This window comes from Microvirga lupini (assembly GCF_014191055.1).
In the GTDB taxonomy this organism is placed as follows: Bacteria; Pseudomonadota; Alphaproteobacteria; order Rhizobiales; family Beijerinckiaceae; genus Microvirga; species Microvirga lupini_A.
The window spans coordinates 605,610-618,075 of sequence record NZ_JACHWB010000001.1 but is presented as its reverse complement, the minus strand read 5'-3'; the positions used below and the strand labels follow the sequence as shown (position 1 = coordinate 618,075).

At 63.9% G+C, this 12,466-nt stretch carries 14 protein-coding genes; 7 read left to right on the top strand and 7 right to left on the bottom strand.

The annotated features are described in order from the left end of the window. Positions 1-32: 32 nt before the first annotated feature. The 4 genes from rplT to FHR70_RS02905 form a co-directional block, all read right to left on the bottom strand. Positions 33-401 carry a 50S ribosomal protein L20 gene (gene rplT / locus FHR70_RS02920; protein WP_183446938.1) on the bottom strand — a complete coding sequence of 123 codons (369 nt, stop codon included), beginning with the start codon at positions 399-401 and terminating at the stop codon, positions 33-35. Between the two features lie 41 nt (positions 402-442). Continuing rightward, entirely contained in the window at positions 443-643 is a 201-nt protein-coding gene (gene rpmI / locus FHR70_RS02915; RefSeq protein WP_109598789.1) for a 50S ribosomal protein L35, read from the bottom strand. A gap of 201 nt (positions 644-844) precedes the next feature. Beyond that, on the bottom strand, positions 845-1,366 hold the full coding sequence (gene infC / locus FHR70_RS02910) for a translation initiation factor IF-3 (RefSeq protein ID WP_246407787.1): 522 nt from the start codon (positions 1,364-1,366) through the stop codon (positions 845-847). A gap of 137 nt (positions 1,367-1,503) precedes the next feature. Next, positions 1,504-2,718 carry a glycosyltransferase family 4 protein gene (locus tag FHR70_RS02905; RefSeq protein WP_183446934.1) on the bottom strand — a complete coding sequence of 405 codons (1,215 nt, stop codon included), beginning with the start codon at positions 2,716-2,718 and terminating at the stop codon, positions 1,504-1,506. 123 nt (positions 2,719-2,841) lie between these two features. Between FHR70_RS02905 and FHR70_RS02900 the strand changes: the two genes are divergently transcribed. Further along, on the top strand, positions 2,842-3,597 hold the full coding sequence (locus FHR70_RS02900; protein WP_183446932.1) for an alpha/beta hydrolase: 756 nt from the start codon (positions 2,842-2,844) through the stop codon (positions 3,595-3,597). Positions 3,598-3,619: 22 nt separating this feature from the next. Here the strand turns inward: FHR70_RS02900 and FHR70_RS02895 are convergent, their stop codons facing one another. The 3 genes from FHR70_RS02895 to argH form a co-directional block, all read right to left on the bottom strand. Further along, positions 3,620-3,886: a BQ00720 family protein gene (locus FHR70_RS02895; protein ID WP_183446930.1), complete on the bottom strand. Its 267-nt coding sequence runs from the start codon at positions 3,884-3,886 to the stop codon at positions 3,620-3,622. Positions 3,887-3,911: 25 nt separating this feature from the next. Next, a complete protein-coding gene (locus FHR70_RS02890; RefSeq protein WP_183446928.1) occupies positions 3,912-4,346 on the bottom strand; it encodes an Hsp20 family protein in 435 nt (144 codons plus the stop codon). A gap of 176 nt (positions 4,347-4,522) precedes the next feature. Next, on the bottom strand, positions 4,523-5,923 hold the full coding sequence (gene argH, locus FHR70_RS02885; protein ID WP_343058715.1) for an argininosuccinate lyase: 1,401 nt from the start codon (positions 5,921-5,923) through the stop codon (positions 4,523-4,525). 205 nt (positions 5,924-6,128) lie between these two features. Between argH and FHR70_RS02880 the strand changes: the two genes are divergently transcribed. The 6 genes from FHR70_RS02880 to FHR70_RS02855 are packed head-to-tail and all read left to right on the top strand — an operon-like array spanning position 6,129 to position 12,466. Next, entirely contained in the window at positions 6,129-7,724 is a 1,596-nt protein-coding gene (locus FHR70_RS02880) for an ABC transporter substrate-binding protein (RefSeq protein WP_183446924.1), read from the top strand. A gap of 7 nt (positions 7,725-7,731) precedes the next feature. After that, positions 7,732-8,790, top strand: a complete 1,059-nt coding sequence (locus FHR70_RS02875) for an ABC transporter permease (RefSeq protein ID WP_425487835.1) — start codon at positions 7,732-7,734, stop codon at positions 8,788-8,790. Further along, positions 8,790-9,728, top strand: a complete 939-nt coding sequence (locus FHR70_RS02870) for an ABC transporter permease (protein ID WP_183446922.1) — start codon at positions 8,790-8,792, stop codon at positions 9,726-9,728. The genes FHR70_RS02875 and FHR70_RS02870 overlap by 1 nt, the downstream gene beginning before the upstream one ends. Next, positions 9,725-10,561 carry an ABC transporter ATP-binding protein gene (locus FHR70_RS02865; protein WP_183446920.1) on the top strand — a complete coding sequence of 279 codons (837 nt, stop codon included), beginning with the start codon at positions 9,725-9,727 and terminating at the stop codon, positions 10,559-10,561. The genes FHR70_RS02870 and FHR70_RS02865 overlap by 4 nt, the downstream gene beginning before the upstream one ends. A gap of 17 nt (positions 10,562-10,578) precedes the next feature. Further along, positions 10,579-11,361 carry an ABC transporter ATP-binding protein gene (locus tag FHR70_RS02860; RefSeq protein ID WP_183446918.1) on the top strand — a complete coding sequence of 261 codons (783 nt, stop codon included), beginning with the start codon at positions 10,579-10,581 and terminating at the stop codon, positions 11,359-11,361. A 37-nt stretch (positions 11,362-11,398) separates the two neighbouring features. Beyond that, entirely contained in the window at positions 11,399-12,466 is a 1,068-nt protein-coding gene (locus tag FHR70_RS02855) for a dipeptidase (RefSeq protein ID WP_183446917.1), read from the top strand.

Below are 12,466 nucleotides of genomic sequence, written 5' to 3'. Positions count from 1 at the left end.
CGTTCAGCCGCACCGAAGCAGTCTATCCGGCTTTAGGCGGCCTGCTGCGGCAGGGCGGCCTTGGCACGCTCCACATAGGCGGCGAAAGCCGCCGGCTCGTGGATGGCCAGCTCGGACAGGACCTTGCGATCAACCTCGATCCCAGCCTTGCCGAGACCGTCGATAAATCGGGAATAGGTCATGTCGTGCATGCGGACAGCGGCGTTGAGGCGCTGGATCCAGAGAGCGCGGAAGGTGCGCTTCTTGTTGCGACGGTCGCGCGTCGCATACTGCATGCTCTTCTCGACCGCCTGCTTGGCAATGCGGATCGTATTCTTGCGGCGGCCGTAGAAACCCTTGGCTGCCTTGAAAACCTTCTTGTGCTTGGCGTGGGCGGTAACGCCCCGTTTGACGCGGGCCATGGAAAAACTCCTTCAAAATCCGGGATGTGGGAAGAAACGCCTCAGCCGTTCGGCAGGAAGTACTTCTTCACGTTGTACGCATCGCCCTCGAACATGGTCGTGGTGCCGCGCAGGTTGCGGATCTGCTTCTTGGTCCGCTTGATCATCCCGTGGCGCTTGCCAGCCTGGGCGTAAACGACCTTGCCGGTGCCAGTGATCTTGAAGCGCTTTTTCGCGCCAGACTTCGTCTTCAGCTTGGGCATTTGGCTCTCCTTTGGACAGGCGTCCGGAGCGGCAAAGCCGCGCCTTGGCCTTTTCATTGCTGCATGAGCAAAACGAACCGCCACGGCAGCCCTAACAGCCGGGCGGTTCAATGAAGGGCGGCTTATGACAGAAGAACGCCCAAAAAGCAATGGCCGCCGGAGCCCCGACGGCCATGAATTTCGCCTGGGAAAAGAGAGTCCTTAGCGCGGCGCCAGAACCATGACGACCTGACGGCCTTCGAAGTTCGGCTCCATCTCGACCTTGGCGATATCGCCCACATCGGCCTTGACCCGGTCCAGAACCTTCAGGCCCAGCGACTGGTGGGCCATTTCGCGGCCACGGAAGCGCAGGGTGATCTTCACCTTGTTGCCTTCCTCGAAGAAGCCCTTCATCGCCTTCATCTTGACCTCGTAATCGTGGTCATCGATGCCGGGACGCAGCTTGATTTCCTTCACCTCGACCGTCTTCTGCTTCTTGCGCGCCTCGGCGGCCTTCTTCTGCTCCAGGAAGCGGAATTTGCCGTAGTCGAGGATCTTGCAGACGGGAGGGGTGGCGTTCGGCGAGATCTCCACGAGATCAAGGCCTGCCTCTTCGGCAACCTTCAGGGCATCGAAGAAAGGCATGACGCCCCGGTTCTGCCCTGCATCGTCGATCAGCTGCACTTCGCGAACACCGCGAATGTCTCGGTTGGCGCGCGGTCCGTCCTTCTGCGGCACCGGCATGGCTCTCATTGGTCTGCGAATGGCTCGTATCTCCTGTTAAAGGGCTAGGTTGAGGATCGGAGATCCCGGGAGATCCCTGCTGTGCATGCTCAGCCTTGCCACGAATGATTCGACATTTCGCGCAAATGCACGGGAAGTCAACTTGTTCTATGGGTAAAACGGCCCTCCAGGAGTGCCGAATACACATCGAGAGTGCCGGAAACCATGCGTTCGAGCGAGAAATGACGCTCCACATGGGACCGGGCCCTGGCGCCAAGGGCGATTCTCGCGCTGGCCCCGAGATTGAGCGCGGCACCGACTGCTTCGGCCAGGGCATCCGCATCGCCGGCCGGGATGCGCCAGCCTGTCCGCTCATGCGGCGGCACGGCTGGCGGGGACAGCACCGTCTCCGGCACGGCCCCGAGATCTGAGACCACCACGGGGGTCCCCATGGCCTGCGCCTCCACGGCCGAGCGCCCGAAGGCCTCGGGCTCGGTGGACGGCACGGTCACGACGGACGCCGCCAGGAAGGCGGCCGGCATGTCGGTGCAATGGCCGACCCGGCGCACGATGCCTTTCAGCTTCTTCGCCTCGATCAGGCTGTCGAGATCCTTCACGTAAGAATCCCGCCCCTGCGGATCGCCGGCAAGAATATAGGCGACATCGGTCAGGCCGGCATCGCGCAGCTTGGCGGCTGCCTCGATCAGCACCTTCTGGCCCTTCCAGCCCGTCAGTCGGGCGGCGAGCAGCACCACCCGTTCATGCGGCGCCACCTCCCAGGCCTTGCGCAGGGCCTCGACCCGCTCCGGGGCCACGGCATTGGGGGAGAAGACCGAGAAGTCCGTGCCCCGGTGAAGCACCCGGATGCGCTCGCCCGCCTGGGGATAGACCGTGCGGATCAGCTCGCCCGTGTAGTGGGAATTGGCGATGACCGCATCGCCGCGGGCCATCACCGAATTGTAAAGCACCTTCACCGAGGAGCGGCCGGAATAGCTGCCGTGATAGGTGGTCACGAAGGGGATGTTGAGCGAGCGTGCTGCTCCCAAGCCCACCCAGGCCGGAGCCCGAGAGCGGGCATGAACGAGGGAGACCCGCTCGTCGTGGCAGATCCGGGCGAGCTTGCGCACGTTGAGAAGCATGGAGAACGGGTTCTTCGTGGCCGCCGGAAACGGAATCCAGATGCCGCCCTTGGTCTGAAGCTCGCCCACCAGCCGGCCGCCTTCGGTGGCGACGAGCGCCCGTGCGCCGGCATGGACCAGCCCCTCGGCGATATCGACCGTGGTGCGCTCGGCCCCTCCCGCCTCGAGCTCAGGGACAATCTGAAGAATGGTCCGGCCCGCCAGCGGGTGCACGTGGGAGGACGGAAATGCCATCCCTCCGCCGGGTCGCGATGAAAAACTCACGGAAGTCAGAGCCTTCTCAAAAATCGTCCGACAGAATCGTCCGAAAAAATCCTATATGACGCTTGCTTCAAAGCAGTTGAGGATGAGTTAACCATGCCGCAAAGCGTCACGGTCGGCCAGGATGCCCGCCCGATCGCCGTTCTCGCCCGCGAGGGCAAGGGCCCACCCGTGGTCTGGCTTGGGGGCTTCAAGTCGGACATGCGGGCCACCAAAGCCACTGCCCTCGACGAGTGGGCGGGGACGAACGGCCGCGCCTTCGTTCGCTTCGATTACAGCGGCCATGGCGAGTCCGGCGGCGCCTTCGAGGAGGGCACGATCTCCCGCTGGCTGGAGGATGCGCTCGCTGTTATCGAGCGTTATGTGCGGGACCGACCGATCCTCGTCGGCTCCTCCATGGGCGGCTGGATCAGCCTCCTGGCGGCACGCCATCTCATGAAGAAGCGGCCGGACCTCGCCCCCGCGGGCATGGTGCTCATCGCCCCGGCCATTGACATGACCGAGCGGCTGATGTGGGGCCGCTTCCCCGAGGATCTAAAGCGGAGTCTCCAGGAGAAGGGGGTCTACCACCGCCCTTCCGCCTATTCCGACGATCCCTATCCTATTACGCTCAACCTGATCGAGGATGGTCGGCGCCATCTGCTCCTCGACCGCACGATCCAGACCGGCTGCCCGGTTCATATCCTGCAAGGAATGGAGGATCCCGACGTTCCTTGGAGCCATGCGCTCGAACTGGTTGAGCACCTGCCGGGAGACAGCGTATCGCTGACGCTGATCAAGGACGGCGATCATCGGCTGTCGCGACCGGAGGATATCGAGCGGCTGATCGCAGCCGTCGCGGCGATGGGATGAAGGATAGAGAGGATGGTGAGCCTTAATGCAGGCTCACCATCGTCAGGTCATGCGCCCAGGCATTGGCCACGGCGGCATCGTGGTTGTCGGTCAGCAGGATGGGCTCGCCGCTGGCGGACAGGAGCGCGAACAGCCGCATGCCGGGCTGGAGCTTGGGGGCCTGTGGAAACAGCCGGGCGACCTCGTCGGCCTCGATCGGCTTCACATAGGCCATCTGGCCGAGGCCCAGGGAAGCGAGCTCGGACACATCGAGCACCGGCTCGTGATGGTTCTTGATCTCGAAATTCATGGACATCTCCTTGTTGCGGACGCCGTCACACCTTGTCCGGGGCGCTGATGTCGATCTTGCGGATGATCCGCTCCGGCTCGGGCCGGACAAGATCGATCGACAGCAACCCGTTGGACAGGTCCGCGCCCATAACCTCCATGCCGTCGACAAGGAGGAAGGTGCGCTGGAACTGACGGGCGGCGATGCCGCGATGAAGGAAGTGCCTGGTCTTGTCGTCGGACTGGCGTCCCCGGATGACGAGCTGGTTCTCCTCCAGAGTCACCTCCAGCTGGTCCCGGGTGAAACCGGCAACGGCCAGGGTGATGCGGAGGCGCTCGGGGGCGCTTTCCGTGCGGGCCAGACGCTCGATATTGTAGGGCGGATAACCGTCCCCTGCCGCCTTGGCGACTCGATCGAGCGCCTGCTCGATCTCATCGAAGCCTAACAGAAACGGGTGCCCGAAGGGCGACTGACGCGACATATTCGAAGCCCAAGGTTAGAGGCACTTCGGTGGGTTTTGAGCCCGCTCATGCGGCACTCAAGTGGCTCGATAACGAGCCGCTGCCAGCAATATGGCGATGGCACACCGCCCGATCAAGACCCCGGCCAAGTCGCCCCGGCAGGGGTCGGATCTCAGGGTAAACGCAGCGTTTCAGGCTAGACCCGCTCCCGCCACCAGGCGACCTGCTCGGCCACCCGAACCGGAGATGTGCCACCGAAGCTCGTCCGGGAGCGGACGGAGTTCTCGACGCCCAGCACATCGTAGATGCCCTGGTGGATCCTGGACTCGACCGCCTGCATGGCCTCGAGCGGCAGTTCCTCCAGGGTGCAGCCGCGGCTCTCCGCCTCGGACACGATGCGCCCGGTAATGTGGTGGGCGTCACGGAACGGGATGCCGAGGCTGCGCACGAGCCAGTCGGCAAGATCCGTCGCGGTGGAGAACCCGGCTCCGGCCACCGCGGCCATGCGCCCCGGCACCGGCTCCAGATCCAGGATCATGCCGGTCGTGGCCGCAAGCACGATTTCGATGGTGTCCGCCGCGTCGAAGACTTGCTCCTTGTCTTCCTGCATGTCCTTCGAATAGGCGAGCGGCAGGCCCTTCATGACGGTGAGGAGCGAGACCAGGGAGCCGATGACCCGCCCGGTCTTGCCGCGCACCAGTTCGGCGGCATCGGGGTTGCGCTTCTGTGGCATCATGCTGGAGCCGGTGGTCCAGCGGTCCGGCAGGCGCACGAAGCCGAACGGAGCTGACATCCAAATGATAACTTCTTCCGCCAGACGTGACAGATGCACGGCGCAGATGGAAGCCGCGGCCATGAACTCGAGCAGGCTGTCCCGGTCGGAGACGGTATCCAGCGAGTTGCGGGTCGGGCCGTCGAAGCCGAGCGCCTTGGCGGTCATGTGCCGGTCGATGGGAAAGGACGTGCCGGCGAGCGCACCGGCCCCGAGGGGACATTCGTTCAGGCGCCGGCGGGAATCGCGGATGCGGCTGCGGTCGCGGCCGAACATCTCCACATAGGCCATCAGGTGATGGCCGAAGGTCACCGGCTGGGCGCTCTGGAGATGGGTGAAGCCCGGCATGACGGTGCCGGCATGGGCCTCGGCCTTGTCGAGGAGCGCCTTGATCAGGCTGGTGAGCTGCTCGTCCGTCCGGTCATGGGCCTCGCGCACCCAGAGCCGAGCGTCCGTCGCCACCTGATCGTTGCGGCTGCGGGCCGTATGGAGGCGGGCCGCCGGATCGCCGACGATTTCGCGAAGCCTGCTCTCCACGTTCATGTGGATGTCTTCGAGCGCCGTGGAGAAGGTGAAGGAGCCGGACTCGATTTCGCCCAGCACCCGCTGTAGCCCCTGATGGATGGCGTCCCGGTCGCTCTCGGCGATGATCCCCTGCTTCGCCAGCATGGCACTGTGGGCAATCGAGCCCTGGATGTCCTGGGAGGCCAGTCGCTTGTCGAAGTCGATGGAGGCGTTGATGGCTTCCATGAGCGCGCTGGGCGAGGACGAGAACCGTCCGCCCCACATGGTGTTGGCACCGGTTTTTTTGGCTTCTTCAGACACAGGCTTCATCCGATCAAGAAAGGTCGGGGAGCCTTTGCCACAGTTTTCCCCTTCAAGCCAACCCGAAGCACGCCTGCCCGGCCCTTGGGCATGCTGCACAAGGTTTACCAGTTGGTAACCAGTTGGTAGACTCGACAGAACCTGTGTGATTTGCATTCATACGGGCGCACAAGAAGCGCACCCAGCGCTGCGAGGGAACTGGCCTATGAGAACACTACCGAAATTTATCCTATCCGCCGCCATGGTCACCGTGATGGCGACCTCCTTCTCTGCCGTACAGGCAGCCACGCCGCCGGACACCCTGGTCCAGGCCTGGCAGATGGACGACATCATCTCGCTCGATCCCGCCGAGATTTTCGAGATGAGTGCGTCCGAGATCAACGGCAACACCTACGAGCGTCTGGTCACCTACGATATCAAGGATGTCTCCAAGATCTCTGGGCAAATCGCCGAGTCCTGGACCGTCTCCCCGGATGGCAAGACCTATACCTTCAAGATCAAGCCGAACAGGAAGTTCGCCTCCGGCAATCCAATCACGGCCGAAGACGTGGTCTACTCGCTTCACCGCGCCGTGGCGCTCGACAAGTCCCCGGCCTTCATCCTCGGCCAGTTCGGCCTGACGAAGGACAACGTGAAGGACAAGGTCAAGCAGACCGGCCCGCTCGAGATGACCCTTGAGGTCGACAAGGCCTACGCGCCGACGCTCGTTCTCTACTGCCTCGGAAACTCGGTCGCCTCCGTCGTCGACAAGAAGCTGGTGGCGCAGAATGAAAAGGACGGCGACTGGGGATATAACTGGCTCAAGACCAAGTATGCCGGCTCCGGCCCTTATGTCATGCGCGAGTGGAAAGCCAACGAGGTCCTCGTCCTCGAGCGCAATCCCAACTATGAGAAGAAAACTCCTCTCGCCCGCGTGATCTATCGCCATATCAAGGAAACAGCGAGCCAGCGCCTGCTGCTGGAGAAGGGCGACATCGACGTGGCCCGCAGCCTGAATCCGGAAGAGATCACCGCGATGTCCAAGAATCCGGACATGAAGGTTCAGAGCGCTCCGAAAGGAACGGTGTATTATCTCGGCCTGAACCAGAAGAACCCGAACCTGGCCAAGCCCGAAGTTCGTCAGGCCCTGAAATATCTTGTCGACTATCAAGCCATCGCCGAAACCATCATGAAGTACAAGGGCGACGTTCATCAGAACTTCCTGCCCAAGGGCTTCCTCGGCGCCGAGACCAACAATCCCTACAAGCTTGATGTCGCCAAGGCGAAGGAGCTTCTGGCCAAGGCCGGCCTGAAGGACGGCTTCTCGGTGACGATGGACACCCGCTCCACGCCTGAGATCATGGGCGTCGCCCAGGCCATGCAGTCGACGTTCGGGCAGGCCGGAATCAAGCTGGAAATCCTGCCGATGGATTCGAAGCAGGCCCTGACCAAGTACCGCGCCCGCCAGCACGATATCTATATCGGCAACTGGGGCTCGGATTATCAGGACCCGAACTCCAACGCCGATACCTTTGCGGCCAACGACGACAACTCGGACCAGGCCAAGGCGAAGCCGCTCGCGTGGCGCAATGCTTGGGATCCGGGCCCGCTGACCGCCAAGACCCGCGCTGCCGTGATGGAGCGTGACGGCGAGAAGCGCGCGCAGATGTACAAGGAGCTGCAGAAGGCGGTTCTGGACGACGGCCCGTTCGTGATCTTCCTGCAGCAGACGGAAGTCGCGGCCGTGCGCAAGAACGTGGACAACTTCATCCTCGGCCCGTCCTTCAGCGACAACGACGTGTCCCAGGCGAAGAAGAACTGACGCATCGATGGCCTCAGCAGTCATGAATCGGGGCGGAGGGCACGCAAGTGCCCTCCGCTCCTCCCTTAAGAACATCGCCCAGTTCGTCATCGTCCTGATGACGACGCTTCTCGGTCTCGCCGCCGTCACCTTCTTCATCGGCCGCGTCGTTCCCATCGACCCTGTGATCGCCATCGTGGGCGATCGGGCTCCGCCACAGGTTTACGAGCGCGTCCGCCAGGAACTCGGCCTCGATCTGCCTCTCATTCAGCAGTTCTGGATTTACCTGAAGAAGGCCGTCACGGGCGATTTCGGCAATTCGGTGCTCACCACCAATCCGGTGCTGACGGATATCGCCAACGCGTTTCCGGCAACATTGGAGCTTGCCACCCTCGGCACGCTGATCGGCGTGATCCTCGGCATCCCGCTCGGCATCCTGGCTGCGGTGAAACGCGGCAGCTTCATCGACCAGTTCGTGCGCGTTCTCGGTCTTGCGGGCTATTCCATCCCGATCTTCTGGCTCGGCCTCATGGGCCTGCTGGTCTTCTATGCCAAGCTCGGCTGGGTGGCGGGACCGGGCCGCATCGACGTGACCTATTCCTACCTCTATACGCCGGTCACCAACATCGTGCTCCTCGACACCGCCATGCAGGGCCAGTGGGACGCGTTCTGGGATGCGGTTTCGCACATCATTCTGCCGGCCTGTCTGCTCGGCTATTTCTCGCTCGCCTATATCAGCCGCATGACGCGCTCCTTCATGCTCAATGAGCTGGCGCAGGAATACGTGATCGCCGCGCGGGTGAAGGGTCTGTCCGAGATGCGGGTGATCTGGCGTCATGCGCTGCGCAACGCCGCCGTGCCGCTGGTGACCGTGATCGCCCTGTCCTATGCCAACCTGCTCGAAGGCTCCGTGCTCACCGAGACGATCTTCGCGTGGCCGGGACTGGGCCAGTACATCACCAACTCGCTGCAGAATGCGGACATGAACGCGGTGCTCGGCGGAACTCTCGTAATCGGAACCGCCTTCGTGCTGCTCAATCTCGTATCCGATCTGCTCTACCGCCTGCTCGACCCGAGGACCCGCTGATGACCGGCGCCCCTCTCCCACTGGCTTCCGAGTCGTCCGGCATGCGGGCCTGGCTGCTCTCCCCGGAACCGCATTCGCGCTGGCAGGCCCGGCTCGGCCGCTTCTATCTCGGCTGGCGTGCCTTCTCGCGGAACCCGCTCGCCGTGATCGGACTCGGCATCGTCATTCTGCTGATCCTCGTGGCGATCTTCGCCGATGTGATCGCCCCCTACTCGCCGATCACCGGCGGAGACCTGCGCACTGAGCGTCTTCTGCCGCCGAGCGAGACTTACTGGCTCGGTACGGACGATCAGGCCCGTGACATCTTCTCACGCATCGTCCACGGCTCCCGCGTCACGCTCTTCATCGTCGTTCTCGTGGCCCTGATCGCAACGCCCATCGGGCTTCTGGTCGGCACCGTCTCGGGCTATCTCGGCGGCTGGGTCGACACGGTGCTGATGCGCATCACCGACATCTTCCTGGCCTTCCCGCGCCTGATCCTCGCGCTCGCCTTCGTGGCGGCCTTGGGCCCAGGCATCGAGAACGCCATCATCGCCATCGCGATCACCTCCTGGCCGCCCTACGCCCGTATCGCCCGCGCCGAGACCCTGATGATCCGCAACAGCGATTTCATCGCGGCGGTGAAACTGCAGGGCGCCTCCACGCCGCGCATCATCCTCGGGCATGTGGTGCCGCTCTGCCTCTCCTCGCTCATCGTGCGCGTGACGCTCGACATGGCGGGCATCATCCTGACCGCAGCAGGCCTCGGCTTCCTAGGTCTTGGCGCGCAGCCGCCGATGCCGGAGTGGGGCGCCATGGTGGCCACGGGCCGCAACTACCTCATCGATCAATGGTGGGTCGCCGCCATGCCGGGCATCGCGATCTTCGTGGTGAGCCTCGGCTTCAACCTGCTGGGCGACGGCCTGCGCGACGTTCTCGATCCGAAGGCCGCCAAATGACGAAGCCGCTTCTCGACGTCGAGGACCTGCGCGTCCGCTTTCATCTGCGCACCGGCACCGTGGAAGCGGTGCGCGGCGTGTCCTTCCAGCTCGGCCGCGAGCGCCTCGGCATCGTGGGCGAGTCGGGCTCCGGCAAGTCGCAGACGGGCCGCGCCATTCTCGGCCTGACGCCGCCTCCCGGCGAGGTAAAGGCCAAGCGCCTCGCCTTCGACGGCATCGATCTGCTCACCGCCTCGAAGAAAACCCTGCGCACCCTGCGCGGCGGGCGCATCAGCATGGTGATGCAGGATCCGAAATATTCGCTGAACCCGGTCATGACCATCGGTGAGCAGATCATCGAGGCTTATCAGGCCCATGCCAAAGCTGGACGTGGCGAAGCTCGTGACAGGGCTCTCGCCATGCTGGAGGCCGTGAAGATGCGCGATCCCGGCCGCGTGTTCTCCCTCTATCCGCACGAGGTGTCGGGCGGCATGGGGCAGCGCGCCATGATCGCCATGATGCTCGTGACCGAGCCCGACCTGCTCATCGCCGACGAGCCCACCTCGGCGCTCGACGTGACGGTCTCTATGGAGGTGCTGCGCATTCTCGACGAGCTCGTCACCGAGCGCGGCATGGGCCTCATCTTCATCTCGCACGATCTAAAGCTCGTCTCATCCTTCTGCGACCGGGTGCTGGTGATGTATGCCGGCCGCGTGGTCGAGGAACTGGAGGCGAAGAACCTTCGCGAGGCGCAGCATCCCTACACGCAAGGGCTGATGCGCTGCCTGCCGACGCTGGCGAACGACGTTCGTCCGCTGCCCACCCTGAACCGCGACCCATCCTGGGCCTTGTGACCGGGGAGGCAGGATCAATGCTCGATATTCAAAACCTCAACGTCGTGTTCGGCACTGGACGCCTCCGGGTCGAGGCCGTCAAGAACGTCAGCTTCCACGTAGAGCCCGGCGCAGCCTACGGCCTCGTGGGCGAATCCGGCTCCGGCAAATCCACGGTGCTGCGGGCGATCTGCGGGCTTGCGCCGATCACCAGCGGGCGTGTCCTGGTCGACGGCAAGGAAGTCACCACGCCGCGCAGCAAGGCCTTCTATCGCACGGTGCAGATGGTCTTCCAGGACCCCTACGCCTCCCTGCATCCACGCCATACGGTGGACCGTACGCTCTCCGAGCCTCTCGCCATCCACGGCGAGAAGAAGGATGCGGAGGCACGCATCCTGCAGGCCCTGCGCGAGGTGGGTCTCGGCCCCTCCTTCCGCTTCCGCTATCCGCACCAGCTCTCCGGCGGCCAGCGCCAGCGCATTGCCATTGCCCGCGCGCTGATCCTGCGCCCGAAGGTGCTGCTCCTCGACGAGCCGACCTCGGCGCTCGATGCCTCCGTTCAGGCCGAAATCCTGAACCTGCTCGACGACCTGCGCCGGAGACTCGGCCTGACCTATATCCTGGTCAGTCACGACCTTGCCGTCGTGGCCCATCTGTGCGAGCGCCTGCTCGTCATGCAGCATGGTGAGGCCGTCGAGGAGACGACCGCCGATGCCCTGCGCTCGGGTGACGCCTCGAACGCATATACGCGCTCCCTGATCCACGCGAGCCAGGGCTTCACGCGTGTTGCCACGCAGCCGGCCCAGGCTCCGGCCGCTTAAATGTCCTTTTTCCGCCACCCATTTTTGATGTGAAACGATGTCCCGCTCTTCTCTGATGCCTGTTTTCGACGGTCACAACGACGTGCTGCTGCGCCTGATGCGCGGCAAGATCCAGCCCGAGCAGGCTTTTCTCGAAGGCGACAATATCGGCCATCTCGACTGGCCGCGCATGAAGCAGGGCGGCTTTGTCGGCGGGTTCTTCGCCGTCTATGTGCCCTCCGAGAGCATGGGCCTCGACGTGGATGAGCTGATGACTCACGCGCACTACGACGTGCCCCTCCCCTCGCAGCTCGCGCTCCCGACGAGCCAGCAGGTGACGGCGCACATGGCCGCGCTGCTAATCCGCATCGAGCGCGCCTCGAAGGGTGAGGTGAAGATCTGCCGCACGGCCGCCGACATCCGCCACTGCATCGATGCGGGCAAGCTCGCGGCGATCCTGCATATCGAGGGCGCGGAAGGGATCGATCCGGATCTCTACATGCTCGACGTGCTCTACGAGAGCGGCCTGCGCTCCATCGGGCCGGTCTGGAGCCGCCCGAACATCTTTGGCCACGGCGTGCCGTTCCGCTATCCGTCGACACCCGATACGGGCCCTGGCCTCACCGATCGCGGCATCGAGCTGGTGCGCGCCTGCAACCGCCTTAAGATCATGATCGACCTCTCGCACCTGAACGAGAAGGGTTTCTGGGACGTGGCGCGGCTCTCGGATGCGCCGCTCGTCGCCACCCACTCGAATGCTTGGGAGATCTGCAAGCACTCGCGCAACCTGACCGACAAGCAGCTCGGCGCCATCCGCGAGAGCCGCGGCATGGTGGGCGTAAACTTCGCCACCTCGTTCATCCGCCCCGACGGCATGCGCAACGACGACACGCCGCTGGAAGAGATGATCCGCCATATGGACCACCTGATCGAGCATGTGGGCGTGGACGGCGTCGGCCTCGGCTCCGACTTCGACGGCGCGACGATTCCGGCCGAGATCGGCGACGTGCGCGGCCTGCCCCGCCTCGTCGAGGCCATGCGCCGCCATGGCTATGACGAAGCGACCGTGCGCAAGCTCTGCTACGAAAACTGGATCAACGTCCTCGAGCGCACCTGGGGGCGGTGA